At 58.5% G+C, this 24,656-nt stretch carries 22 protein-coding genes; 11 read left to right on the top strand and 11 right to left on the bottom strand.

Going from position 1 to position 24,656, the window contains the following annotated elements; translation table 11 throughout:
* From ACXAF5_RS19715 to ACXAF5_RS19690, 6 genes are all read left to right on the top strand, one after another.
* Positions 1–295 (top strand): hypothetical protein (locus ACXAF5_RS19715; RefSeq protein WP_474947949.1); only part of this gene is annotated, 295 nt, incomplete at its 5' end.
* A gap of 269 nt (positions 296–564) precedes the next feature.
* Positions 565–1,251: a hypothetical protein gene (locus ACXAF5_RS19710; protein WP_474947948.1), complete on the top strand. Its 687-nt coding sequence runs from the start codon at positions 565–567 to the stop codon at positions 1,249–1,251.
* 95 nt (positions 1,252–1,346) lie between these two features.
* Positions 1,347–2,534: a pyridoxal phosphate-dependent aminotransferase gene (locus ACXAF5_RS19705; RefSeq protein ID WP_474947947.1), complete on the top strand. Its 1,188-nt coding sequence runs from the start codon at positions 1,347–1,349 to the stop codon at positions 2,532–2,534.
* 107 nt (positions 2,535–2,641) lie between these two features.
* Positions 2,642–3,925: a Vi polysaccharide biosynthesis UDP-N-acetylglucosamine C-6 dehydrogenase TviB gene (gene tviB / locus ACXAF5_RS19700; RefSeq protein ID WP_474947946.1), complete on the top strand. Its 1,284-nt coding sequence runs from the start codon at positions 2,642–2,644 to the stop codon at positions 3,923–3,925.
* Between the two features lie 19 nt (positions 3,926–3,944).
* Positions 3,945–4,895 carry an asparaginase gene (locus ACXAF5_RS19695; protein ID WP_474947945.1) on the top strand — a complete coding sequence of 317 codons (951 nt, stop codon included), beginning with the start codon at positions 3,945–3,947 and terminating at the stop codon, positions 4,893–4,895.
* A gap of 100 nt (positions 4,896–4,995) precedes the next feature.
* The gene (locus tag ACXAF5_RS19690; protein ID WP_474947944.1) at positions 4,996–6,417 is read left to right on the top strand and encodes an alanine/glycine:cation symporter family protein; all 1,422 of its coding nucleotides are present in this window, start codon (positions 4,996–4,998) and stop codon (positions 6,415–6,417) included.
* Positions 6,418–6,535: 118 nt separating this feature from the next.
* On the opposite strand, the gene ACXAF5_RS19685 is transcribed toward ACXAF5_RS19690, so the two are convergent.
* Positions 6,536–10,441, bottom strand: a complete 3,906-nt coding sequence (locus ACXAF5_RS19685; protein WP_474947943.1) for a PEP/pyruvate-binding domain-containing protein — start codon at positions 10,439–10,441, stop codon at positions 6,536–6,538.
* Between the two features lie 382 nt (positions 10,442–10,823).
* Between ACXAF5_RS19685 and ACXAF5_RS19680 the strand changes: the two genes are divergently transcribed.
* Together ACXAF5_RS19680 and ACXAF5_RS19675 are read left to right on the top strand one after the other, a co-directional pair.
* Complete coding sequence (locus ACXAF5_RS19680) at positions 10,824–11,657, top strand: PhnD/SsuA/transferrin family substrate-binding protein (protein ID WP_474947955.1); 834 nt, start codon at positions 10,824–10,826, stop codon at positions 11,655–11,657.
* A complete protein-coding gene (locus ACXAF5_RS19675; protein ID WP_474947942.1) occupies positions 11,654–13,975 on the top strand; it encodes a response regulator in 2,322 nt (773 codons plus the stop codon). Before ACXAF5_RS19680 ends, ACXAF5_RS19675 begins: the two co-directional genes overlap by 4 nt.
* A gap of 40 nt (positions 13,976–14,015) precedes the next feature.
* Here ACXAF5_RS19675 and ACXAF5_RS19670 read toward each other — a convergent pair whose 3' ends face one another.
* From ACXAF5_RS19670 to ACXAF5_RS19660, 3 genes are read right to left on the bottom strand one after another with little or no spacing between them, the layout of a single operon-like run.
* Complete coding sequence (locus ACXAF5_RS19670; RefSeq protein ID WP_239324321.1) at positions 14,016–14,822, bottom strand: metal ABC transporter permease; 807 nt, start codon at positions 14,820–14,822, stop codon at positions 14,016–14,018.
* The gene (locus ACXAF5_RS19665; RefSeq protein ID WP_474947941.1) at positions 14,819–15,568 is read right to left on the bottom strand and encodes an ATP-binding cassette domain-containing protein; all 750 of its coding nucleotides are present in this window, start codon (positions 15,566–15,568) and stop codon (positions 14,819–14,821) included. The genes ACXAF5_RS19670 and ACXAF5_RS19665 overlap by 4 nt, the downstream gene beginning before the upstream one ends.
* A 4-nt stretch (positions 15,569–15,572) precedes the next feature.
* A complete protein-coding gene (locus tag ACXAF5_RS19660) occupies positions 15,573–16,043 on the bottom strand; it encodes a transcriptional repressor (RefSeq protein WP_239324325.1) in 471 nt (156 codons plus the stop codon).
* A gap of 103 nt (positions 16,044–16,146) precedes the next feature.
* Here ACXAF5_RS19660 and ACXAF5_RS19655 point away from each other — a divergent pair, with 103 nt between their 5' ends.
* Positions 16,147–17,205 carry a zinc ABC transporter substrate-binding protein gene (locus ACXAF5_RS19655; RefSeq protein ID WP_474947940.1) on the top strand — a complete coding sequence of 353 codons (1,059 nt, stop codon included), beginning with the start codon at positions 16,147–16,149 and terminating at the stop codon, positions 17,203–17,205.
* A gap of 205 nt (positions 17,206–17,410) precedes the next feature.
* Here ACXAF5_RS19655 and ACXAF5_RS19650 read toward each other — a convergent pair whose 3' ends face one another.
* From ACXAF5_RS19650 to ACXAF5_RS19620, 7 genes are read right to left on the bottom strand one after another with little or no spacing between them, the layout of a single operon-like run.
* Positions 17,411–17,740, bottom strand: coding sequence for a hypothetical protein (locus ACXAF5_RS19650; protein ID WP_239367551.1), 330 nt, complete (start codon positions 17,738–17,740; stop codon positions 17,411–17,413).
* A gap of 1 nt (position 17,741) precedes the next feature.
* Positions 17,742–18,128: a response regulator gene (locus ACXAF5_RS19645; RefSeq protein ID WP_239324335.1), complete on the bottom strand. Its 387-nt coding sequence runs from the start codon at positions 18,126–18,128 to the stop codon at positions 17,742–17,744.
* A gap of 45 nt (positions 18,129–18,173) precedes the next feature.
* Positions 18,174–19,031: a CheR family methyltransferase gene (locus tag ACXAF5_RS19640; RefSeq protein WP_239367553.1), complete on the bottom strand. Its 858-nt coding sequence runs from the start codon at positions 19,029–19,031 to the stop codon at positions 18,174–18,176.
* Positions 19,028–19,516: a chemotaxis protein CheW gene (locus tag ACXAF5_RS19635; RefSeq protein ID WP_005612856.1), complete on the bottom strand. Its 489-nt coding sequence runs from the start codon at positions 19,514–19,516 to the stop codon at positions 19,028–19,030. The genes ACXAF5_RS19640 and ACXAF5_RS19635 overlap by 4 nt, the downstream gene beginning before the upstream one ends.
* The gene (locus tag ACXAF5_RS19630) at positions 19,500–21,635 is read right to left on the bottom strand and encodes a chemotaxis protein CheA (RefSeq protein ID WP_239324341.1); all 2,136 of its coding nucleotides are present in this window, start codon (positions 21,633–21,635) and stop codon (positions 19,500–19,502) included. Before ACXAF5_RS19630 ends, ACXAF5_RS19635 begins: the two co-directional genes overlap by 17 nt.
* Position 21,636: 1 nt before the next feature.
* On the bottom strand, positions 21,637–22,011 hold the full coding sequence (locus ACXAF5_RS19625) for a response regulator (RefSeq protein WP_239324344.1): 375 nt from the start codon (positions 22,009–22,011) through the stop codon (positions 21,637–21,639).
* The gene (locus tag ACXAF5_RS19620) at positions 22,008–22,295 is read right to left on the bottom strand and encodes an STAS domain-containing protein (RefSeq protein ID WP_239324347.1); all 288 of its coding nucleotides are present in this window, start codon (positions 22,293–22,295) and stop codon (positions 22,008–22,010) included. Before ACXAF5_RS19620 ends, ACXAF5_RS19625 begins: the two co-directional genes overlap by 4 nt.
* A gap of 763 nt (positions 22,296–23,058) precedes the next feature.
* On the opposite strand from ACXAF5_RS19620, the gene ACXAF5_RS19615 reads away from it, so the two are divergent.
* Together ACXAF5_RS19615 and ACXAF5_RS19610 are read left to right on the top strand one after the other, a co-directional pair.
* Entirely contained in the window at positions 23,059–23,994 is a 936-nt protein-coding gene (locus tag ACXAF5_RS19615; RefSeq protein ID WP_239324391.1) for a CheB methylesterase domain-containing protein, read from the top strand.
* A 19-nt stretch (positions 23,995–24,013) separates the two neighbouring features.
* Positions 24,014–24,574 carry a chemotaxis protein CheD gene (locus tag ACXAF5_RS19610; protein ID WP_239324350.1) on the top strand — a complete coding sequence of 187 codons (561 nt, stop codon included), beginning with the start codon at positions 24,014–24,016 and terminating at the stop codon, positions 24,572–24,574.
* Positions 24,575–24,656 lie beyond the last annotated feature (82 nt).

The following is a 24,656-nucleotide window of genomic DNA, read 5'->3' as shown; positions in this document are numbered from 1 at the left end:
TCACTGCTCCTCGAATGGCGAGCGCCCCGATTTGGACGCTTTTTCTATCTCGATTTCCATTTACGCCGGATTTGCAAAAAACGCAAAAACAAATATCATCGGTTTTAGCGTCCTGTCCCCGTGGGGACATCCTTGCCCCAAAGCAGGGAAAGACTCTGATTTTGACCGCGAAACGCACGAGCACAGACTCTGTGTGCCCTTCGCACCGATTCGCTGTTACGTGCTGCCGGCAGCTACGACTCTCGGTGAACTTAGGTGTGAATTAGGGGGACAGTTATTCCGCTACCCCGCCTGAATAGGGGACAAAAAGCGCGCACTAGGGGACGTATGAGATGTCCCCCAATACCATTGATACCTAATTTTCTTTTCGAAAATGGTATGTGCGCAGCTCACCACTTCGAGACAGGCTTGACAGAATCGTCGAACTGGACGCAAATCTGTACCCATCAACAAATAACGCTGAGTTGAGATGCAGACCTCAGCTCGCAGCCCGGACGCAAAGCTCGGGATAGAGGCAAACAGACCGTTCTCTGAAATGAGAACGCCGGACAGTGAGAGCAGCCAATGCTGGTCAGGCAACCTTCGGGTCGTGGAGCATCCGCGATCAAGTATGATATCCTTACTGCGATGGGCGCCTATGCCTTGTCACAGAGCAAGGCCCGACAGGTACTGGTTCTTCGATTCCTCACTTTGGTGACTGCCCGCTACAACTGGCAACGAGATCTACTCGCCGTTGGTCAGAGAGAGATCGCCAGACTATGGAATGTTGATGAACGTACAGTCAAACGGGATCTCGCCAAGCTAAGGTCGATGGGGTGGATCGTGGTAACACGTCAAGGGGCCCGTGGCAGGGTCTCGGAATATGCTCTGGACTTTGATCGCATCCTTGGCGATTCGGAACCTCGATGGCAGGCCGTAGGCTCCGATTATGCGCATCGTATGAAAGGGCAGGGGGGAGAGGTTGACCCCAAGGTCATTCCTCTGAAGACGACTAGTGTCGTTGCAGCGCCGAACACCGAGGATGGCTGTGAATGGTCATTGGCGCAGGCGATCCTGCATCGTGATGACCCGGCCACTTATGCCTCTTGGCTTCAAAAACTGCAGCGTGAGGGCAGGGCAGGGGACCGCTTGATCCTGCGCGCCCCGAGCCGGTTCCACGCGTCCTACGTCATGTCACATTTGCAAACCAAGGTGGTCGCCGCCTGTCGCGAAGTCGACGATACGATTTCAGCCGTCGTGATCGATGTGTGAGTGCGCTTCCCTTTTGTCGCACACTTGTATAACAAGGAGGTGCGGAAACCAGGCGACACTGGGCCATGTCTGTGTTTGCAGTAGGGAATGGGCGGATGAGAACAACATCGATCACGCAGCGTTTGGCTGGCCTCGGCGGGGCAAAGTGGGATTTGCACCTCGCAGCGCGAGAGCGTGCTGAACGCGGCGAGCAGATCATCGAAATGACGATCGGTGAACCGGATGTGCCGTTGCCGGATGTGCTCGCGGATGCGGCGATCAGCGCCTTGCGGGCTGGCCGTACTCAGTACTCCAATGGACGCGGTGAAAACGGGTTGCGCGATGCCCTCGCCGAGATCTACTCGACCCGCCGCGGACGGCTTTTTGACCGGGATCACGTGTTGTGCTTCCCCGGGACGCAAACCGCGCTTTATGCGGTTTTTCAGGGCGTTGCAGAAGCCGGAGACGAGGTTCTTGTGGGGGATCCGCTTTATGCCACCTATGAGGGCGTGATCAGAGCAACCGGCGCCGAGATGGTATCCGTTCCCTTGCGCCCGGAACATGGTTTCCGGATGCAGGCGGACGATGTCGCAAGCCGTATTACCGACAGGACCCGTGCCATCCTGCTCAATACCCCGCATAATCCGACCGGGGCGATCCTGCGCCGCGAGGACTTGGAAGCATTGGCTGATTTGGCACGGGCGCACGATCTCTGGCTGATCTCCGACGAAGTCTACGAGGATCTGGTCTTTGAGGGCAGTTCCTTTCTGTCCCCCCTTTCGTTGCCCGAAGTCGCTGATCGGGTAATTGCGGTGTCGTCGATTTCCAAGTCACATGCCGCTCCCGGGTTGCGCAGCGGCTGGGCGATTGGACCAAAGCCCTTCATGACCGCGCTGCTCCCCGTGTCCGAAACCATGCTGTTCGGCAATCAACCCTTTATCGCGGATATGACAGAGCAGGCGGTTCGGGACGGTTCGCCGGTGGCTGAGGGAATGCGTAAACGGTTTGCCAGACGTGCGACTTATCTGGCTGACCGCCTTGAAACCGAAACCCGCCTGCGTGTGCACCGGCCGGAAGCGGGCATGTTTGCCTTGGTGAATGTGCGCCCCTTGTGTATGGACTGTGATCGCTTTGCCTGGGCACTGCTGGAGCAGGCCGGGGTGGCGGTGATGCCCGGATCCTCCTTTGGCGAACACATGCAAGATTGGGTGCGCTTGGCGCTGACCATAGATGATGCCGCGTTGACCCAGGCCGTGGACCGGATTTCCGAGTTTGCCACAGCGGTGTCTGCCGCAGCCGAATAGGGCAGGGGGCCACAAATCGAATCCAGCCAGTTGAAACACGGGCGCGCCGCGTTTTATGAGGAGTGACTTCGGGCCATCAGGGCCCGGTACCCTCAGGAGCGCCTGCAATGACCGACAGTTCCCCGCCTGGTGAGAAGATTTGTGTAATCGGCCTAGGGTATGTCGGGCTGCCTCTGGCTGTCGAATTTGGTCGCAGTCGTCCGGTTGTCGGATTTGACATCGACGAAGGGCGGATCGAGGAATTGCGCCGGGGCATTGATCGCACTTGCGAACTCGACCAGAGCGCCTTGACCCAGGCGCGCCATCTTACGCTGAGTGCATCGGAAGCGGATATTGCTGACGCCAAGGTGTTTATCGTGACGGTGCCAACGCCGATCGATACCACGCGCCGCCCCGACCTTGGACCGCTCCTCGCGGCGAGCAGAACCGTCGGACGGGCGCTGAAGCCCGGGGATACGGTCATTTTTGAATCGACGGTGTATCCCGGCGCAACCGAGGAAGACTGCGTGCCGATACTGGAAGAGATGTCTGGCCTGACACTCAATCGAGACTTCGGCGTGGGCTATAGCCCCGAGCGCATCAACCCGGGAGACAAGACCCGACGTTTGCCGGATATTGTCAAAGTCACCTCCGGATCCTCTGCGGCGACCGCGGAGAAAGTTGATGCGCTTTACGCCAGCATTATCACGGCCGGAACCCATCGTGCGGAGAGCATCCGTGTCGCCGAGGCAGCCAAGGTGATTGAAAACAGCCAGCGCGACATCAACATTGCCTTGATCAACGAGCTGGCGATGATCTTCAACCGGATGGAGATTGATACCGAAGCGGTGCTGCGCGCGGCGGCGACCAAGTGGAATTTTCTCAATTTCCGGCCGGGGCTTGTTGGCGGGCACTGTATCGGCGTTGATCCATACTATCTGACCCACAAGGCGCAGGAGGTGGGGTATCACCCGGAAATTCTGCTGTCGGGGCGGCGGCTGAACGATGGCATGGGCGCATATGTTGCCCAGCAGATGATCAAGGCGATGTTGCAGCGACGCGTGCATGTGGTGGATGCGCGGGTGCTGGTCATGGGCTTGGCGTTCAAGGAAAACTGCCCGGACCTGCGCAATACCCGCGTCGTCGATGTGATTTCCGGGTTGCAGGAGTTCGGCGTTGCGGTGGACGTATTCGATCCGCATGTGGATCCGGCTGAAGCGCGCGATGAGTATGGCCTGGAACTTCTGTCGGCGCTGCCACGCGACACATATGACGGGGTTGTCCTTGCAGTTGCTCATGAGGAATTTCGGCAGATGGGCGGCGCGGAGATCCGGGCGCTCGGGAAACCGGGTGCGGTTCTCTACGACTTGAAATACCTGTTGGCTGCGGACGAAACAGACTTGCGGCTGTAGTCGCCAGAAGGAGTGTAGCATGTTGATTTGCGTGATCCACACCGGGGGAACGATCGGCATGATCGCCACCGAAGCCGGGTATGCCCCCCAAAACGGTGTTGTTGAGACGGAACTGAAGCGCATGCGTGCATCCGGCGACATACGGACTGATTTTTGGGTGGTTACTGCAGATCCCTTGATCGACAGCGCCAATGCCACGCCCGCCGATTGGGACTGGATCATGTCGCAAATCGTGGCACATCACGATGTTTGCGACGGATTTGTTGTCACCCATGGCACCGATACGCTTGCATTTACCGCAGCGGCGCTGAGTTTCGGGTTGCAGGGGCTGTCCAAACCGGTGGTCCTGACCGGTGCCATGCTGGCGTTGACCGAAGATGGAAGTGACGGGTGCCGGAACCTGAAAGACGCCTTTGCCGCGGTAGAGACCGCGCCGCCTGGGGTTTTTGTGCAATTTGCGGGTGGGCTTCTGCATGGCGCGCGGGTGCGCAAGTCCCACTCGACTGATTTCGACGCCTTCAAGGCCTCGCCCACGGATCGATCGCCGCATCGCCAGTCCACACGGCTCTCCGCGCAATACTACGGTGAGGTATCGGCCATCATCGCCGCTGTCGCGCCGGGGATGAATGCGGATCTCGTGTCGCTAGCTGCGGAGCGGGCGCAGGGTATCGTCCTGCGGTGTTATGGGTCCGGTACTGTCCCCGAGGGGCTTGGATTGCGGTCCGCGATGCAGCGGGCGCAGGCACAGGGCGTCCCAGTCCTCGCTGTCAGCCAATGCGCCGAAGGCGGTATTTCACTTGGTACCTATGCGGCGGGGTCGATGCTGGAGGACACCGGTGCCATCGACGGGCGCGACATGACCGTGGAAGCCGCCTACGCGAAACTGCTTCACGCGCTTGCGGTCACTGAAGATCCGCAGGCACGACGCGCGATCCTGCAGGAAAACCTCTGCGGAGAATGGGCGACCTGATCGTGCGGCTCTGCTGCCGGCACGTCAATTGTGCCGTTGCATCCCGGCAATGACCCACGTATGCCGCTCGCGGTTTTAATCGTGAGTGGAGAGAGACGCGATGCAAGCGCTTGAACAGGTTTTCGGGGTCATCGGAGACCTGACATGGGGGTGGTCCCTTGTTCCGATCCTGGTAATTTTTGGTACCTTTATCACCGTGGCGACCGGGTTCGTCCAATTTCGGTTTTTTGGGCGGATGTTCCGGGTTCTGACCCGCGGCGGAACAGATTCCGGGCGAATCTCAGCCCGCGAAGCGCTGCTCGTCTCGGTCGGTGGGCGTGTCGGCGGCGGCAATATCGCCGGCGTGGCCGTGGCAATCACGCTCGGTGGCCCCGGGGCGGTGTTCTGGATGTGGGCGATCGCCATTGTCGGAATGGCAACCAGCCTTGTGGAATGCTCTCTGGCGCAGCTGTTCAAACGGGCGGACCCTCTGACAGGGCAGTACCGTGGCGGTCCGGCGCGGGCCATCCTTCACGGGTTGGGCCAGAACTATCGCTGGCTGGCCGTATTGTACGCCATTTGCCTGATTGCTGCGTTTGCGTTGGGCTTCAATGCGTTCCAGGGGAATACGGTTGCTGGCGCGGCCGAAGCCTCGCTGGGCATTGACCGTCTGTGGACCGGCCTGTTTCTGGCCTTGGTCACCGGCTTCATCGTGTTTGGCGGCATCCGGCGTATCGCCAAAGCCTCCGAGGTCGTCGTGCCGATCATGGCGCTTGGCTACATACTGATGGCATTGGCGGTCATCGTGATGAACCTGGGCGATGTTCCGGCTGTTCTGGGCACCATTGTTGCAAACGCGTTTGGCTTCGAAGAAGCGGTCAGCGGTGGCATGGGGGCTGCAATCGCCCAAGGTCTGCGCCGGGGCCTCTTTTCGAACGAGGCGGGTTTGGGGTCTGCACCCAACGTGGCCGCAACCGCAGAGGTCAATCATCCGATCAGCCAGGGCATCACCCAAGCGTTCTCGGTGTTCATCGATACCATCGTGATCTGTAGCTGTACTGCGTTTGTGATTTTGCTCAGTGATGTTTACGTCCCGGGCGCGAGCGAAATTGACGGTGTCGAACTGACCCAGAATGCAATGGTTTCGCACCTTGGTACCTGGACGCAGTACTTCATGACCGCGGCAATCCTGCTGTTTGCTTTCTCGTCGGTGATCTACAACTATTACCTCGGTGAGAATGCGATCACGGTGCTGACCAAGACACCCGCTGCGACATTGGTGCTGAAGATTGTTGTGGTCGGGATCGTCTTTGTGGGGGCGGTGGCGCCGAATGCGACCTCGGTGTTCTTCTTCTCCGACCCGATGATGGGTGTGCTGGCGCTGGTCAATTTGCTCGCACTGATGATGCTGTTTCCGATTGCCCTGCGTATCTTGCAAGATTTCCGCAAACAGCTGCGGGCCGGGGTGGAGCGACCGGTGCTGCACATCGAAGAGTTCTCGGATCTTGATCTGGATCCGAATGCCTGGCCCAAACGAAGCTGACGCCTCGTGAAACACAGCATAGGCCACCCGATTGGGTGGCCTATTTTCATGGCAGGGCACAATTTAAGCGCCAGCTGAGCGGTTGGGGGCGCCCCCCATCCCTCAGCTGTTCCTGCGCTCACGCACTCAAGGCATCATAGGCCTCAGCCGCTTCGATGTCGCCGCTATCGTGCACGGTGATCTTCTGCCCCTGGATGAGGCTGTCGGTCCCTTTCGCGCCAACCACCATGAGGATATTTTTCTCGCGCGCGACGATCGCCATATGGCTCAGCCAGCCACCGACCACGCTCACGACGGCACCAGCCTTCTGTACCTGGGGCAACCATGCAGGATTGACCATGTGGCAGAGGATAATGTCTCCGGGCATGAACCCTTCAAAGGCTTCGGAGCCATGTGCCATCTCGTCGTGAACGCGGAACACGCGCCCGGTCACATCACCTGATCCAGCGACGCAGGTTCCGCCGAGCTTGTCCGGATCCGGCAGGGCCAGCGTGCCAGCAGACAGCTGCTCACAGTCCTTCAGGGTCAGCTGTGCCTGCGTTGGCGCGTTGTCCTGACACAGTTTGTCGTGTTCCGAGCGGGCTTGGGCCAGGGCGCGCAAGGCGTCGATTTCGTCCCAGTCGGCATGCACAAGCTCTGGCAGGGTCAGGTGGAATACCAGCGCACCAAGCCCGCTCTGCTCTGCCAGCGCCAAAAGCGCCCGCCGAAGTTCTGACAGCACCCGTAAGGCCTCGTGCTTGGCACGCTCCTTCAAGTCCTGAAAGGCGATGGCCAGTTCGATCTGCTGTTGGAGATCGGCTGGTAGACCGGACGGCGCCTGCGTCGGGGGCAGGGGGGCGACAGATGGTTCGAGCAATGTGTACAACAAGCTCGGCGCTTCGTGATACCGCGGGGTGGAAAGCTCATAATCGAACATCGCCCGGTGCCCCATCAAGGCAAGCGCTTTTTCCCGGGCTTCCTGTTCCGGTCCATCGCATTGTGCCAGGAGGCTGGCAGGTGAATATTCCAGGTCTGCCTGCATCAGATAGCTTCGCAGGGCTGGGTCGCCTTGCGCGGCTTGGCTCGCGTCCTGCATCGCCAAGGCCGCGAGAATATTGATTTTCTCGGCCTCAACATAGATTTCGGTCACGAAATAGCGCTGCAAGTCTGTGATCGTCTTGAGCAATTTTGCCCTTGGCAGGGCTTCAAACCGAATGGCACGCCAGTCGTCGACGCGGTCCCTGAGCTTGGGCAGCACCTCACGTTCGAACCCGTCACGGACCGGAACCAACTGCTTGCGCAATGCCACCGCGCGTCGCCCTGACAAATCCAGTGCCAGCTGCTGCTTGAGGTGTGTATCAACGTAGGTTTTGCCAAAGAGGCGGACCAAATGGGCGTCTTGACCCTCTGGCAGTGCATAAGGCAGGCCCAACGCGCGGCAGGCCAGATCGAGACTGCCCCCGGGTGACCAGAGCTGCGCCATGAGTGCAAATGACAATGGGCTGGGGCGTGGCAGCACTTCGCTCATTTCATCCTGCTCGATCAGGTTTTCGTCCGGGTCGCGATCTTTGAACCGGTTGAAAAAGGATCGCCATTCCGAGGCCGTCGCCTGCTCGGTGCTGCTGCCCACGGCCATGGTGGTCACATCCCGCGATTGCAGAATCCAGAACTCTCCGTCCACCCAGGCCCACTCGATGTCCTGCGGTGTTCCAAACAGATTTTCGATCGCCAGGCCCAACTCGATCAGCGCCTCCGGGGCAAACGGGGGGAGGTCCTGATCTGGGGCAGGGGACTTGCTGTAGCGCCCGGCCCGGAGGGTGCCCGGTGTCTTTCTGCCAGAGACGAGGTCATCGCCACAGCCCTCGACCCACTCCAGCAGCATCATGCCCGGTGCTTGTGGATCCTGCGTGAACAGGACACCTGCAAACGTCGCATCGATCATGTGTTGCACCAGAATATTTCCGTGTCCCGCATCGTTGATCTGGTAGCTTCGGGCACGCTCGTCGGAAAAGGAGGCGTGCACGGTTTCGATGGCAGAGCACATTTGGTCGCCCCGCACATCCAGGACGGATTCAAATACGCCGGCAAAGCTATGGTCAGCGCCATCTTCCTGGCTGGCAGAGGAGCGCACAGCGCAGGGTGTGGGCCCCATGATCCGCCAGATTTTATGCGCCATGCGCGTGCGGTCCGTGGCAGTGGCCGCCTGGAACCGGGTTAGGAACCCTTCGGTGAGCACCACCGCGGACGGCACCGGAAAGCCGGCATTGGCCAATTGTGAAAGCCGCAGCGCCTTGTTGCCCGCATGAGCCAATCGGCGGGTTTCCTTTATCGCGACCGTTCCTTTTGGCAATCGCTGTAAGGATGGCAAGGCGCGCGGCAGGCGCGACACGGTCCCTGAGACATACGCGTATTGGATCAGCAAACCCGTCAGGCTCATGAAAAGGTAGAAATTTCCCGCCGCCGAGAGGTTCATGACGAGGGCAAACAGGAGCGGCAGCCCCAGTCCGCACCAAAGCACCGCCGCCCGCGCGGATTTGGCAACCGAAACCAACAGATAGACAGCGGCAAGCGCACAGTTGAGGCCCGGCGCAAGATAATAGGGGTCCGGCGCTCCCAGGTTCGAAACCCACAGGAACGCTTCGCCAACCTCCGCGGAAGCCAGCTCTACCGCCTGTAGCCCCAGCATCATCACAGGGAGAAACAGGAGCGCCGCCAAATTGCGCATAGGCGTCAATCCAAGTCGATTATGAACCTCCCGGATTGCCCTGGATTTTCGGATCGGGTCGTCGGCAAGATCCGCCTTCAGACGATCCAGTTCGACTTTGTGCGTACGGAGCGTGATCTGGTCGCGTTCTGATTTCAGCGCCAGCGGCAGCACCAGCAATCGCGAGGTCACCGCCAGAGCCAGAAGCCCGAGGATCAGGTGAGAGTGTTCATGCGCCCAGAGCAAGACGCGGCTCAGGAGGTCAACGGATGTGTCCCACAGGCCGGTTTCCTGGCTGGCCAGCCAATCGACAACATGAGGTTTGGGGGCAGGAGGGATGAAATACTCCCACGGCAGGGTGTAGCGCCCTTCGAAGGGGATTCCCGCCTCAGTCAGTTCCAGCCCGAGCACCTGGCTCATGAAACAGCTACGGCGATCATAGCACGCAGCGACCGTGGGGACCTTGCGCAGGGAGGAGATCGACTCTTGCAGCTGCGTGGTGGTCAGCGCGCGCACAGGAATGTTGATCGCCCCGGGCAGGTGCCCGGCGGCAAAATCACCGGGATAGCGCGTATCCACGATCTGTACCTCGCTCGACGCAACGAGTTGGCTGAACTCTTCTGTACCGATCAGCCGCGATTTGTTCGGATAAGTGGGGATGGCGCGCAGGTCTGACAGCTCTTGCACACGGCTGTCGGAAAACGGTCTGGATTCCACAATCCACTTTTCGATACCGCCGGCGATAAAGCGGCAATCGATACCAAGTTTTGCGAGCGCCGCGCAGGTTTCGGAACTGCGGTTCCCGTTATGGCAGAACAGCACCACCGTTTCACCCGCCGAGACGGGCGGCGATTGGAGGAAGTCGGGAAACCGGATGTGGGTGGAGCCGGGCAGGGTCCCCATGGCGTTTTCGGCGGTTTCACGAATGTCGAAGAAACTGACCTGTCCGGCAGACAAAAGGTCGGCAGCTTCGGCCGTCGTGATCCCCTGTGGGTGGGATTCCTGGCTGTTGTAGCTGGTTTCTTTCAGTGCCACATCCTTGATGGTGGTCCCATCAAACTGTGCGGGACGGGTCAGCGTGGCTTGCAGCCGTTGTAACTCGGCGCTCCGGTGGGTCTGCCATTGCCAGTGATTTGCAAATGCGAGGAGGACGGCAAGCAGTACAAGGCCGGTGATCAGGCGCACGGGATAGCGGCGCGAAGAGGCCTGTGTCCTGATCCCGAGGCGGGCGGCGATCACCGCACCAAAACCGGACAGGGTGGCTGCAACCACCGCGAGAATTTGAGATAGCGAAGAGACCGATCCAAGCACCAGTTCCGGGGATGGAATTGCGTGTCCCATCGTGGGGGTGGCGATAAGAATGGTCGCATTTACAAATAAACAAAAACAAATTTTAACTGACCGGGCGATACATGGCAGCAAGTTTGGTGTAATCACGAGTCGTCCTTCTGAACGGAAAGGGAACCTGGCGGCAGACGCAGAATGCGTCAAAGAAACGTCATAATCCTTTCCAGATGGTTAATATGTGCTTTTCGAGTGAATCTCGGTTAGTTTTCAATGTGTTTTGATCCTATCTTGGATTGAGGCACGGCTAGGGACGGGCGCGCCCCGGTCGGACAGCGATTCTGCATCGTCTGCTAAGGAGAGTTCGATGGCACTGATGAACTCATTTGGTACAGCTACCCTGCGCAAGGCCGCGATGGGTTACGGTCTTGTGAAACTGATGCTGGTGACTGCGGTCCTGTCGATGGTCGGGATCTCCGCAGCCTCGCCCCTACGCGCAGAGATTGAGCTAGTGTTTGGCACCTATGCTGCGGACAAGCCGTCGGCGACGGTGCGGAAGTACCGGCCATTTCTGACGTTTCTGGAAAATCGGATGGAAGTCATCCTGAGCGAAGACGTCACGATCCGGCTGCGCATCTCCAAGGACTACGAAACAAGCATTGTGGATCTGGCGGAAGGGCGCGTTGACTTTGCGCGCTTTGGGCCCGCGTCCTATGTCCATGCGATGGAGCGCAATCCGGGGATTTCGATCGTGGCAATGGAGTCCAAACAGGGGGAAAAACGGTTCAAGGGCGTCATTGCGGTTCATCGCGATAGTACGATTTCCGGGCTGTCTGATCTCGCGGGGCTGTCCTTTGCCTTTGGTGATGAACTGTCCACGATCGGGCGGTATCTGGCGCAGGCGCATCTGCTGGATGTGGGTATCTCGTCGCAGGATCTGCACGGGTATGCCTATCTCGGGCGACATGATCTGGTCGGCGAAGCTGTCGGTGCCGGCAAGTTCAGCGCAGGCGCACTCAAGGAAAGCACGTTCAAGGAGCTGGTCGCAAAAGGTGTCCCGATCAGGGCCCTGGTCTCCTTTGACAACGTGACCAAGCCCTGGTTGGCGCGCTCCGGACTGGAAAGCCATATCCTGGACGCGATGCGCCAAGTCATGCTTTCTGCTCAGAACGAAGAGATGGTGAAGCGCGTGTCGAAGAACGGGTTCCTGGCCGGGAGCGACGCGGATTACGACTTCGTGCGCCGTGCAATGCAGCGGAGCCGTGACTTTTGAAACCGCCGCTTCGTAGCCTGCTTCAGCGCCGGGGCATTCTGTCCCAGATCATCGTGTCGATGTCGCTCGCGGCCTTGCTGGTTGTCGTGACCGTTGGCGGTGTTGCGCGGCGCTACGAAGTGCAGCGTGTCAGCGATCAGTTGGGCGAACAGGCCAATCTGACGGTCTCGCTGTTGAGCGGCTTGATGCTGGAGGCGATCATCGTCGAAGATGTCCCGGTTCTGGAAACGGGGCTGGTTGAGGCGATAACCCGCTATCCGAAAATTCTGTCGATTCACATTGAGAACAGCGAAGGCGAGATCATCGCCGAGGCGTCGAATACCGCGTCGCAGCTTGCGGACGACTATGTCATGTACGACAGGCCGGTGGCGTTTGAGGGGTTCGTCTTTGGCAGGATGGTGGTGAAGTGGTCGACCGAAGAGGGGCAGGCGCTGGTTCTGGACAAGGTCCGGCAGACCATCACCTGGACGATCCTGGCTGTTGTGTCGATGTCGTTGCTGATGCTTTATCTTGTCTACAGGCTCGCATTGAACCCGTTACAGGTTGTGCACGCCCGGATGTCGAACGCTGTTGCCGGGGCCAAGACCGGGCATTTCCAGTTGCCGTGGTACGCCAGCCGTGAGTTTCAGGCGCTGAACGTTTCGGTTGGCGTGCTCGAGGACAGTTTTGCAGAGCGGGACGAGCGGGAGCTCGCGCTTGAACGGGCCAGGGAGCAGGCCGAGATTGCCAGCCGCGCCAAATCGGAATTCCTTGCCAACATGAGCCATGAAATCCGCACACCGATGAATGGTGTGATTGGCATGGCCGAGGTGTTGCAGGAAACGGACCTGACGCCAGATCAGGAGATGTACACCGAGACGATCGTGAAATCGGGCAATGCGTTGCTGACGATCATCAACGATATCCTCAATTTTTCTAAAATTGAGGCGGGCAAGCTGGAACTGAACCAGGCAACGTTCAATCTGCGAACGGTCCTTGAGGATGTGGTGACTCTCCTGGCCCCAAAGGCCGCGGAGAAGTGGGTTCAGCTGACGTTGCGCTATGATCCGGACCTTCCGGAATTCTATGAGGGAGATGCCGGACGTATTCGGCAGATCGTGACAAATGTTGTCGGAAACGCGGTCAAGTTCACCTCCCAGGGCTCCGTGCACATTGATGTCACAGGGGCGACCCTTGGGGAGCTGACGCAGCTGCGGATGGCCGTGAGCGACACGGGCATTGGCATCCCAGCGGACAAGCTGGATCGCATTTTCCACGCGTTTGAGCAGGCCGATGGGGCGGCGACCCGCAGCTTCGAGGGCACCGGCCTCGGGCTGGCGATTTCGACGCGCTTGTTGCAACTGATGAAGGGTCGCATTCACGTCACCTCGACCGAAGGCAAAGGATCCGTTTTTAGTATCGACTTGACGTTGCCGACCAGTGATCGTGCACCGATCACGTTTCAGCCGGATCAACCGGTATCCGGCTTGCATGCGCTGGTGGTCGATGATCTGGAACTGAATCGCCGAATTCTTGGTGAGCGGTTGCGGGCTTGGGGGGTGCGGGTCAGTGAAGCGGATTCAGCTGTCGAAACCATGCTGCGCTTGGATGAAATGCGGGACATCTCTGATCTCTGCGATCTCATCTTCCTCGATTTCAACATGCCGGATTGTGACGGATATGAACTGGCGCGGCGTATTCGCTCCGTGCCAAATCTTGGCCGGTTGCCGATCATCATGCTCTCCTCTGTCGATCCGGCGCTGTCGCCGCAGATGCTTGCGGAGATAGGGAACTGTCAGCAGGTTCTGAAACCTGTCCGCGCCGATCAGTTGCGAAAGGTCGTGAGCCGCGCGCTTGGGGAAACTGAACCCACTTCCAGCGCTTCCGTCGCGCCATTGACGGGGGCTCCGGTTCTGCCTGCCCCCATCCGGGTTTTGATGGCCGAGGACAACCGCACCAACCAGGTGGTCGTCACGCGGATGCTGAAGAATGTGGACGTGGACGTCAGAATTGCCACCAATGGGTTGGAGGCGGTCACCATGTACCGCGACGCGCAGCCAGATCTCGTGCTGATGGATATGATGATGCCGATAAAGGACGGTCTGGAAGCGACCGAGGAAATCCGCGCGATCGAGCAGGAGGCGTCACTGCGCCGCGTGCCGATTATCGCGCTGACAGCCAATGCGTTGCAAAGCCACGAAGCGGCCTGCCGTGCGGTCGGAATGGATGACTTTCTGAGCAAGCCCATTCGCAAGCAGGCTTTGCTTGACACGCTGCACAAATGGACGGTCACGCCAGATGTGCCCGCGCACACTGACAGCGCTGAGCAGGAAACCTAGGGCTTGGACAGCCTGGGGCCCTTGCCCCGAAACACCAGGTTCAGCGCCGTGGCCAGAACGGCAGAAGCCGCAGCACGCTGACACCAACGAACAAGCCGGTTCCGCAGCTGACGATGGTTGGGCCGGTTGGTGTATCCAGGCCGAAAGACAGGTAAAGCCCCCCCAACACCGACATCACGCCGATCAGGGTTGCAAGCAGGGCCATACGCTCCGGCGTGTTTGCAAAGGGGCGTGCAGTCGCTGCTGGGATCAGAAGCATGGCGGCGATCAGCAGAACCCCCACGACCTTGATGGCCACTGCAACGACAACGGCAAGAGACAAGGTCAATATGAGCTGTTCCCGTTGTGGCAAAATGCCGGACGCACGGGCCAGCTCGGGGTTCAGCGTGGCGGTCAAAAGGGACGACCAACGCCACCACAGGAGCACCAGAACGAGACAGGCCCCCAGCCAGACGACGGCAATATCGATCCGTGACACCGCCAGAATATCGCCGAACAGATAGGCCATGAGATCAACGCGCACGCCGTGCAGAAATGACACCGCAACCAGACCGAGCGCGAGCGCACTATGTGCCATGACACCGAGCAGTGTATCCATCGCATAGCCGCGCCCGCTGAGCAGTGTGATGCTGCCCGCCATCAGCAGTGCCGTCGCCATCACGCCGCCAAAGATGGACACATCAAATGCCAACGCCAATGCGACACCAAGTATCGATGCGTGGGCGGTTGCATCGCCAAAATAGGCCATCTTGCGCCAAACGACAAAGCAGCCCAGCGGGGCGGCCGCAAGCGCGACACCAATGCCGGCCAAGGCGGCACGGATGATAAAGTCATCGAGAAAACTCATGCAGAACTCTGTCCATCGGAGCTGTGGTCCTGGACGCAATCGTGGCTATGATCGTGATCGTGACGATAAAGCGCCAGGGTGCCTTGGGTATCGGTTCCAAAGAGGGCGCGATACTCCGGTGCGCTTGCCACTTGGGCGGGCGCACCTTCGCAACATACGTGTCCATTCAGGCAAATGACACGATCCGATGCCGCCATGACCACATGCAATTCATGGCTGACCATCAGGATCGCACATCCGAGTTCGGTGCGGACCTCTTCGATTTTCTGGTAGAAACTGGCCGACCCTTGTTGATCCAGCCCTTGTGTTGCTTCGTCCAGGATCAACAAATCCGGACGGGACAAGAGGGCGCGCGCCAGGAGAACGCGCTGGGTCTGGCCGCCGGACAATCCGGTCATCTGGCGATCATAAAGCCCCGGCACGCCCGCTTCGGCAAGCGCGCTGTGGGCTTCGGAGTCATCGACGCGCCGAGGAAGGCTGAGAAACCGGCGTACCGTCAACGGCAGGGTCGGGTCGATATGCAGTTGTTGCGGCACATAGCCGATGCGCAGATCCGGTGCTTTTTCAATGGCACCGTCGCTCAGCCCCAGCGCGCCGATAATCGTGCGGAGCAGGGTTGATTTCCCTGACCCGTTCGGCCCCAGAACGGTGACAATTTCGCCCCTGTCGATATGAAAATTTATATTGCGCAGTACCGGTGCTCCGCTGTGCCGGATTGTCGCATTCGCAATCGTGACGAGACGCATTTAATCAGTCCTGGCAGCGCGGGCAAAGGCCTTCGGCCTCCACCACGGTGCGTTCTATCAAGAAACCGGCTGCACGGGCAGCATCCCCCAATTGCCCTTGCATCGGTTGCCGCTGCGCCTCGGCGACGCTGTCGCATTTGCGGCAAATCATGAACACCGGGGTATGGGTTTCGCCGGGGTGCATACAGGCAATGAACGCGTTCAGGCGTTCAATCTTGTGCACAAACCCATGTTTGACCAGGAACTCCAGGGCGCGATAGGCCACCGGGGGCTGAGATCCCAGTCCCTCGTCGCGCAAATATTCTAGAATTTCATAAGCGCCGAGGGCGCGGTGCTGTTGCAGGAGGATCTCCAGGGTGCGGCGGCGCACAGGCGTGAATTGCAGCCGTTTTTCCCGGCAGTAGGTTTCGACTGCGGAAAGGCCGCCCGTGATGCAGCGGGAATGGTCGTGCGAAACAAAGCCAACGCTGTCCATGGAGCCTCCGTTGCGTTGCTGCGGATTTGGGATTGATATGTTACAACATGACGTTTATCAAGCCGTGTGTTGGTTATGATATAACAGTCGCTTAGGAGCCGCTATGCTTCCCAAATCTCTGACATCCGCCGTGGCACTTTCCATATTGGCATTTCCGGCCGCAGCCGACGCGCCGAAGGTGGTGACCGATATTGCTCCGATCCAGGGTCTTGTCGCCCGAGTGATGGCCGGAGTGGGGGAGCCTGCGGTTCTTGTGCCCCCGGGAGCATCGCCCCATGGCTACAGCCTGCGCCCGTCAAATGCGCGAGATCTGTCGAACGCGGACGCGGTGTTCTGGGTTGGTGAGGCGCTTGCGCCCTGGTTGGAGGAGCCGATCACCCAATTGACCGATGGCGTCAATGTGGTCTCTCTTCTGGACGCCTCGGGCATCACGCGCCTCGACTTTCGGCAGGGGGCGGTGTTCGCTCCCGCGGTGACGGAAGGGACGCATGAACACGACGAAGAGCATCACAACCATGATCACGAGGCAGGTCACGATGGGCACGATCATGGCGATCATGAACATGGTGATCACGATGACCACGATCACGGGCACGACCATGATGCGCATGCCGAGCATGATCATTCGCATCATGACCATGCACATGACGGGGTTGATCCCCATGCCTGGCTGTCACCTGAAAATGGCAAGCAGTGGCTGGCGCTGATCGCAGAGGAACTCTCACAAGTTGATCCCGAGAACGCGTCGATTTACGAGGCGAATGCCATCGAGGGGCAGGCAGAGATCGATCAGATTGTCGCTGATCTGAATGGACAATTGGCCGGTCATGACGGGCAGTTTGTCGTGTTTCATGATGCATTTCAGTATTTCGAGCAAAGTTTTGGGCTGACGTCCCTGGGCGCGATTTCACTCGGTGATGCGTCTGATCCCAGCGTCTCGCGGATCGCTGAAATCCGCAACGCTGTCGATGAGGCTGGGGTGACCTGTGTCTTCTCGGAGCCTCAGTTCAATCCGGGGCTTGTCCGTACCGTGACCGAAGGAACCGATGTGTCCTCCTATGTCATCGATCCATTGGGAATGGATATCGAAACGGGGGAGACCTTTTACGCGGATCTTCTCAAGCAGACCGGCGCGGCGTTCGTAGCCTGTCTCGGCGACTGAGCAGTATCAAGCGGGACCACCGGCAATTGCCGCGGAGCTATACGCGTCGTTGCCCGACTTCGCTGTGTCGGCCGCTTAGGCGCCGCGCGAGCGAGGTACTGATTTGCGGTTCGGAGTGGCAGAAAAATCTGCCACTCCGAACCTTCTTGGTGTTTTCAGCGTTCGAACTCCCAGGCAACGCCAAGAGCAATGCGCTGTCGTAGCCTCATATCTCAAAAAGCTCCTGCTTTTCGCGCAGCCTGTCCCGTAGCTTTTGAAGAGTGACACTTTCGGTCGCCTGATCGATATTGGTGCAGTCTTCGGTGCCGACTTGTTCACGTAGCTTGTCAAAGAAAACGGACAGCCCACCCAGTGTTTGCGATATCAGGTCAAAATCCTGAAGCTCGCGAATTTCTGCACTTGTGGGAGGAGTACGGCGTTCCACTATGGTTAATACAGTATCTTCCAGCTGCTGAATCTGGCTTTGCAGCTGGCGCATTTCGCGCGCCGAATTCGCATATACCGTATCGAGCGGTTTAGAAGATTGATCAGCCATATTACAAACGTCCCACGACCTGCTCGATGGCCTGTCGCATCGACGCCACTGTGAACGGTTTGCGGATGATGTTGTTCAGGCCAAGTTTTTTGCCGACCTCGATCATCTCGGGAGTGGGTTTGCCGGTTACAAGGATGAAGCCGATCCGTTGTGTCGCAGCGTTGCCACGAACGGCTTGGAGCAAACCCAACCCGTCCATTCCCGGCATGTTGTAGTCGGACAGCACCAAGTGAACCGGATTTGTTGCCAGTTTTTGGAACGCTGATTGCCCGTTGTTTTCGACCAGGTAGTTCTTGACACCAAGTTCATCGAGACACTGGGTTAGAATTCCTCGGCTGGTCGACATATCGTCGACGACCATCACGCGCAGGGAGTCTTTCAAGCTCATTGTTTATTCCTCGTGTTCTCGTCGTGGCTAACCGTGAGTGCGTTTTTAGCCAGGCGTGTTGACATAAGTAGTAATGCCGACGGTTTTCAGATGTTGCGCAGCGGGCCCTGACATGCGCTCGGAGTGACCGATGAAGAGATACCCGCCCGGAGTCAGCGATTTCTGGAAGGCTTGCCAAACCTTCTGCTGTGTCGGGTTGTCGAAGTAGATCGCGACGTTGCGGCAGAAGATTGCATCGAACTTGCCCTTGAACGGGAAGGGTTGGATCAGGTTCAGCACCCCAAACGTCACTTTTTTGCGTAGATGCTGCGGCACACGACCGGTATTGGCCTTGTCACCCGCCTCCAGTTGCATCTTGTATTCCTTTGGAATGCCTTCGAAATCCTCCAGCGGATACTGGCCCACTTCGGCGGTGCGTACGACCACCGGGTCAATATCGGTGCCCAGGATCTTGATGTCGTAACGATCCGCATCGGGGCACATCCCGTGCAAGACGGAGGCAATCGTGTAAGGTTCCTGTCCGATCGAACATCCCGCAGACCAGATCCGAACGCGACCGCCTTTCTTCGCACGTTCGATCAGCGGCGGCAGAACATCCTTGCGCAGCGTTTCGAAGTGGTGTGGTTCGCGGAAGAACTGCGTGACATTGGTCGTAAGCAACGACAGCAACTCACTGCGTTCCTGCTCGGCATTGGGCCCCTCCAGCCGCTTCAAGTAGTCCTTGAACGCGCGGATGTTCTGCTTTCTCAACTTGCGCGACAAGCGAGAAGAGACCAGGGGCTTCTTGCTGGGCGACATGGCCAGGCCAAAATGCTTGTAAGCAAATTGTGCAATGGCCTCAAAGTCCTGATCTGACAGGACAATGCCGCTATCTAGGGGTTCGATGGGACCAGCGATACTCACGAGAGGCCTTGCTCCGGTGCAGAAATGACTGCGTCGAGGTTGATGATGCGAACCATGGTGTCGTCGTGAGAGATGATACCCTGAATATACTCCATGGTGTAACGGCTATCGACAGGAGGCGTGTCCTGGATCTCTTCCGGATTGATCGAGATGATCTCGGAAACGGACTCCGCCAGGAGACCAACAGGCTTGCCATGGACCGCAACCACGATGACGACATTGCGCTCGCTGGCTTCGGTCTGTTGCAAACCGAACCGTGCCGACAGGTCGTAGATCGGGATCACGGCGCCCCGCAGGTTCATGACCCCGAGAACATCCATGGGCGCGTGCGGCAGGATGGTAACCGGTGCCCAGCGACGGATCTCCCGGATCTGGGTGATCTTCAGGCAGAACGCCTGACCTGCGACGGTGAAGCTGACAAACTCGCTCTGCTGAGCATGTTTGACCTCCTGGTCGCCAATTTTAACTTCAGCTTGCGATTGCATTGCTCATTCTCCGATCTGAATCAAAGGTGGCTGATGTGGGTGAGGCCGCGATTATGCTCTCCGAGTCCAAGATCATTGCGATCTTGCCGTCACCAAGGATCGTTGCTGCGGCGACGCCGGGAATATTCCCGCAGACTCCATCGAGGCTCTTGATCACGACCTGCCTTTGATCGTGAATATCGTCGACGGCGAGCGCGCTTCGCTGGCCCGTTTCCGTCTCAACCAGAAGATAGACGCCCGGTGGTTTGTCACCTTCGGGTTTGCGAAGCCCGAGAGCGCCGGCCACGTCACAGATGGGCACGAAGTTGCCGCGGATGGACAGAAGCGTTCCGTCTGCGCCGAGGCTGTTGATCATATCGTCGCTACCACGCATGGTTTCGATGATGGATGTGATCGGCACCACCATGGTCTGGTCGGCAACGGAAACAACCATGCCGTCCATCACCGCCAGTGTCAGTGGCAGGATGATCGTGAATGTGGATCCCTTGCCCGGCGTAGAGGAGATATTGATCCGCCCGCCAAGCGCAGTAACCGCATTCTTCACAACATCCATGCCGACACCGCGACCCGAGAGGTTGGACACCTCTTTCGCCGTCGAAAACCCGGGCAGGAACAAGAGGTTATCGATCTCAGCATCCGTCAGATCGGCGTTTTCCGGGATCAACCCCTTGTCGATCGCGATCTGCTTCACACGAGGACGGTTCACACCGGCTCCGTCGTCCTTGATTTCGATACAGACACTGCCGGACCGGTGCGACGCGGACAGGCGGATGGCACCCGCACGGCTCTTGCCAGCGGCCTCGCGGTCCTCTGGTTTCTCGATACCGTGATCTACCGCATTGCGTAGAATATGGGTCAGCGGATCAGAGAGACGCTCGATCACCGTCTTGTCGACTTCGGTATTCTCGCCTTCGGTAATGAGCTTGGCTGTCTTTTCCGTGGCTGAAGACGCCTCCCGCACGATGCGGGCCATGCGCTGGAACAGTGGTTTGACAGGTTGAGCCCGGATCGACATCACCCCTTCCTGGATGTCCCGAGCGAGGTTCTTGAAACCCTCGAGTTCGGTTTCCACATCCCGCAGATCAGCAACATCCAGATTGGCGATTTGCTGCGCCAACATGGAATGGTTGATAATCAATTCGCCAACCGCGTTGATCAGCCGGTCCACCCGCTCCAGGTCCACACGCAGGGTCGGCTTGGGTCCGCGCTGTTCTGACTTGCTGCTCTCAGGCTTCGCTGTCTCGACCTTGTCTGTCGCTTCCGGTGTTGCCATTGGAGTAGCCTCTGCGGGTGCCGGCGCTTCAAAAGGGGCTGGCGTCTCGGGCTCGGCACTATCCCCAGGTACGCCAAATGCAGCATTCAGTGCAGCCAGGGCAGCGGCGTCCTCCTCAGCTTCCTTGTCGGATGAGATAGAGAGTTCACACAGGCCTTCTACGAACTCAAACACCGCCTCGATGGCCGATTTGGGTTCCGATGTGGTCAGGGTCAGGTTCCAGGCGAGGTAGCTTTCGTCCATCGCCATGGCATCAAAACCGGGCAGCTCCGTATCGTCGAGTTCGACCTTCAGCGGCCCCAGTTCGGACAGTGCCTGGAACAGGAAGAATGGCTCGTTTCCGGTGCCGAACATCTCTTTCAACGGGTGGAACCGAATTTCGTAGGTTTTCTCCTCCTCCGCAGCCAGTGGAAGCGGGACGGCAGGGCCGCCAAGTCCCATCGGCTCGAAGGTGAGATCCTCTTCCTCCTCATCGAGGTACTCTTCCAGGCCCGCGATCAGCACATCATTGTGCTCTTCGTCAGTGGTGCCACCATCGCGTGCCACGCTGACCAGATCAGACAGGTGATCGCTGCAGCGGAGCAGGAGCTGGATGAGTTTGGTATCCAGCTGAAGCTTGTTGGAACGCACCTCGTCGAATACCGTTTCGAACTTGTGTGCAAACGCCACCAGTTCATCCAGTCCAAATGCCCCGGCCCCCCCCTTGATGGAGTGCACGGCACGGAAAACGGCATTGACCACCTCGGGGTCGTGATCGCCTCCTTCGATGGCGGTCAGACCCTCATCCATTGCCTCAAGGAGCTCTTCGCACTCCTCAAAGAATGTATCTTGAATCGACCCTGACATGTTACGCAACCGCTCCTGTGACACGCTTCAGGGCAAAAATCAGAGATTGGTCGTCGAAGGGTTTTGTGATCCACCCCGTGGCGCCGGCGTCACGGGCCCGCGCCTTCATTTCCGGCGCGCTCTCGGTGGTGAGAACCAGAATCGGAACCTTGGAATTGATCTGATCGCCACGCAGCTCTTCGATCACACCGAAACCGTCGAGGTTGGGCATGTTGATATCGGTGATCACAACGTCAGGAGCAACGTTGTCATACATGTCAACGCCTTCGCGGCCATCCACTGCGCAGTGATACTCGAAACCCGCTTCTTCCAGGGTCGCTGCAAGCAAATTCCGGATGGTGCGAGAGTCGTCGATTGCCAGAACTTTGGTTTTCATGCTGTTTCCTCGTCTTCAAATCGGTTGGGTTCCAGGCCCAGAAGGGTGAGGGATTTTCTGCACCCCTCGGTGATGTTGGTGACCGAGAAACCCAGGCCCTCGGAGCGCCATTGCTGCTCGGCTCCGAGCAGCAGCTGCAGGCAGCGCGACGGCATCACCGCTACTTTGCTACAATCGACCTCGACAGCCTTGTCACGTGATGCGTTGAAAAAGGCGATCAATGGGTCTAGATCCGCGAAGGCATTTGGCAAATCCAGGTTATGCTTTTGCGTTTCGGTGGACATTTTCGCGATTCGCACCCCCGTTTTCGGCGATAGATTTCAGTTCGATGAGAGAAGTCTTAGCCGCAGGGGCTTAACATTTGATTTCCGCCATTCTGGAGAAGCGCGAAAGCGGAACCCTGACTGACAGGTTCACCCACAGGCGCCGACGATCTGACTGTAGAGAGTATCTCAGGTGTCTCTATGGCGGGGCGGCCCAAAGGTCGTGTCAGACCCACCTTCGGCACATATCTTCATTCATTTCGGGCGCGTAAGGCGCAAATTAACCCCTGCTGAGAGAAACATATTCCGAAGTATAGGCGCATCTCTACCGAGCTGTGTTGCAGGGAGTTTTTGATGATCACGTCGTCGCAGGCCAGAACGAGAGGGGAATCTCCAGTGTTTCTTGCGTCTTGCGACGGTGGGGCAGGTCCTGCGGGCGGTGCGAACGAGTGGCCGGGCTGTGCTGAACAGGCGGGGTCCGGTGCGCAGAATCACACTTTGGGCGTTGCGGCCCTGGAAAATGTATTGGGTGTCCCGATGATTCGGGCGTTTGCCGCCTGTGTCATGCCAACTCGGTCCGCCGCCAGACCAGCGTCCGGCACGCAATGGACGCAGCCGATGAATAAGACGGAGCTGGCTGTATGAGTACCGCACAACAGGTACCGTGCAGTCCAATAGGAACTTCCCGGCTCTCCGGGACAAACAAGTGGGTAAGCCATTGTCTTCCTTGAGCGTATTGATTGTTACTACCGATCGTAACTTTGCACGGACATTGCAGAGCCACATGGAGGCCGCCTATCCCGGCCTGCAGGTGCTGCTCGCCAACAATCTGATGATGGCCTACAATCAAGCCGAAGCGGGACAACCCTCGTTCGCCTTTGTCGAGGACGGTTTCACCAAGCTTCCGGAATTCGAGATGATGCTCGCGCTCTTCTCCGCGCTCGACGTGCGGTGGGTGTCGGTCATGGATGACGCCAACTCGACGCCAGCGCGGCGCTCGTCTCCGCTCTTGAATGTCGGGGCGGGTATTTTCGAACTGACAAAATCCGATAGCCCGCGACAGTTCGTCCAGTACTTTGACATGATGATCAAGGCGCCGCGACGCAACGCGCCACCTGCAGCCACGGCACAGGCCAGCAGCGGTCGAGAGGACTTTAAGAAGATTATTCTGATTGGGTCGTCGACAGGCGGGGTCGAGGCGTTGCGCAATGTGCTGGTCGGGTTTCCGATTCAATGTCCGCCGACATTGATCGTCCAGCATACAGGCAAGAGCTTCGGCAGTGGCCTGGTGTCTCTCCTTGACCGCATTTGCCCCGCTAAAGTCGTGGCTGCCGAGGATAACATGACGCTGCAAACGGGCCGTGTCTACATTGCGGCCGGGCAACCGCGTCACATGGGGATCACCCCACGCAAACCGCATCGGATCAGGATGAAGGAGGGGCCGAATATTTCTGGCCACACACCGTCTGTTGACGCACTTTTTTCGTCCGCAGTGCCCTGTGCCAAAGATGTTGTTGCCGCAATTTTAACCGGTATGGGGCAGGATGGTGCCAAGGGCATGCTGGAGTTGCGCAAAGCAGGTGCAACAACCGTTGCTCAGGATGAAAAGACCGCGGTGGTCTACGGTATGCCCAGGGTCGCTTGGGAAATCGGCGCCGCCCAAAAACAAGTGCCTTTGGCCCGAATGGCCGGAGCAATTCTGCAAGCCTGCAAGACCTAAGATCTGGAAGGAAGCCGCTTTGTCGACTGTTTTTCAAAATACGAACACTGTCACCGTCTTACAAGGTGACTACAAGGTCACAACGGATTCTAAGGTCGTGTTCTCGACCGTTCTGGGCTCCTGTATTGCGGCGTGTATCTATGACGATCAGAACGGGGTCGGTGGCATGAATCACTTCTTGCTGGCGTCCTCCTCCGGTGCCGGCGGGGTCAGTGCCCGCTATGGTGTGCATGCGATGGAACTTCTGATTAACGGGGTTATGAAGAAGGGCGCCTTGCGCAGCAACCTGAAAGCAAAGGTTTTTGGCGGAGCGAAGATGTCGGCGAACCTGTCCGACATCGGGGCGAACAATGCCGATTTTGTACAGCGTTTCCTGCGTGATGAAGGCATTCCCGTGGTGTCCTCCTCGGTTGGCGGTACCTCCGCCCGGCGCGTCCGCTTTCACGCATGTTCAGGGGCGGCACAGCAAACCCATGTCGCGGATGACCGTCGCTTGGGTGAAGAAGAACAGGCAGCGGTTGCTCGGACCCGCGTTCCGGCGCGCAAACCGGCAGCTGTCGACAACGTCACGCTGTTCTGATCCCGATCTGGCGAGGGCGCAAAGGCGGTTCGCGGCCAGCAGATCCCGGACCGTTTGGCCGGGGATTGGTCGACGACAGGTG

The sequence above is a fragment of the Epibacterium sp. ABV4_022 genome (assembly GCF_056159345.1).
Note: the sequence above shows the minus strand (reverse complement) of the source record. Positions and strands in the feature narration are given on the sequence as shown.

Bases quoted from the DNA above. Each gene is read 5' to 3' on its own strand.
- ACXAF5_RS19665 (WP_474947941.1), bottom strand. From the start codon at position 15,568: ATGCGTCTCGTCACGATTGCGAATGCGACAATCCGGCACAGCGGAGCA.
- ACXAF5_RS19625 (WP_239324344.1), bottom strand. From the start codon at position 22,011: ATGAAAACCAAAGTTCTGGCAATCGACGACTCTCGCACCATCCGGAAT.
- ACXAF5_RS19630 (WP_239324341.1), bottom strand. From the start codon at position 21,635: ATGTCAGGGTCGATTCAAGATACATTCTTTGAGGAGTGCGAAGAGCTC.
- ACXAF5_RS19710 (WP_474947948.1), top strand. From the start codon at position 565: ATGCTGGTCAGGCAACCTTCGGGTCGTGGAGCATCCGCGATCAAGTAT.
- tviB (WP_474947946.1), top strand. From the start codon at position 2,642: ATGACCGACAGTTCCCCGCCTGGTGAGAAGATTTGTGTAATCGGCCTA.
- ACXAF5_RS19680 (WP_474947955.1), top strand. From the start codon at position 10,824: ATGCTGGTGACTGCGGTCCTGTCGATGGTCGGGATCTCCGCAGCCTCG.
- ACXAF5_RS19650 (WP_239367551.1), bottom strand. From the start codon at position 17,740: ATGGCTGATCAATCTTCTAAACCGCTCGATACGGTATATGCGAATTCG.
- ACXAF5_RS19685 (WP_474947943.1), bottom strand. From the start codon at position 10,441: ATGGGACACGCAATTCCATCCCCGGAACTGGTGCTTGGATCGGTCTCT.
- ACXAF5_RS19635 (WP_005612856.1), bottom strand. From the start codon at position 19,516: ATGCAATCGCAAGCTGAAGTTAAAATTGGCGACCAGGAGGTCAAACAT.
- ACXAF5_RS19615 (WP_239324391.1), top strand. From the start codon at position 23,059: ATGGAGGCCGCCTATCCCGGCCTGCAGGTGCTGCTCGCCAACAATCTG.
- ACXAF5_RS19620 (WP_239324347.1), bottom strand. From the start codon at position 22,295: ATGTCCACCGAAACGCAAAAGCATAACCTGGATTTGCCAAATGCCTTC.
- ACXAF5_RS19695 (WP_474947945.1), top strand. From the start codon at position 3,945: ATGTTGATTTGCGTGATCCACACCGGGGGAACGATCGGCATGATCGCC.
- ACXAF5_RS19690 (WP_474947944.1), top strand. From the start codon at position 4,996: ATGCAAGCGCTTGAACAGGTTTTCGGGGTCATCGGAGACCTGACATGG.
- ACXAF5_RS19655 (WP_474947940.1), top strand. From the start codon at position 16,147: ATGCTTCCCAAATCTCTGACATCCGCCGTGGCACTTTCCATATTGGCA.
- ACXAF5_RS19705 (WP_474947947.1), top strand. From the start codon at position 1,347: ATGAGAACAACATCGATCACGCAGCGTTTGGCTGGCCTCGGCGGGGCA.
- ACXAF5_RS19660 (WP_239324325.1), bottom strand. From the start codon at position 16,043: ATGGACAGCGTTGGCTTTGTTTCGCACGACCATTCCCGCTGCATCACG.
- ACXAF5_RS19670 (WP_239324321.1), bottom strand. From the start codon at position 14,822: ATGAGTTTTCTCGATGACTTTATCATCCGTGCCGCCTTGGCCGGCATT.
- ACXAF5_RS19645 (WP_239324335.1), bottom strand. From the start codon at position 18,128: ATGAGCTTGAAAGACTCCCTGCGCGTGATGGTCGTCGACGATATGTCG.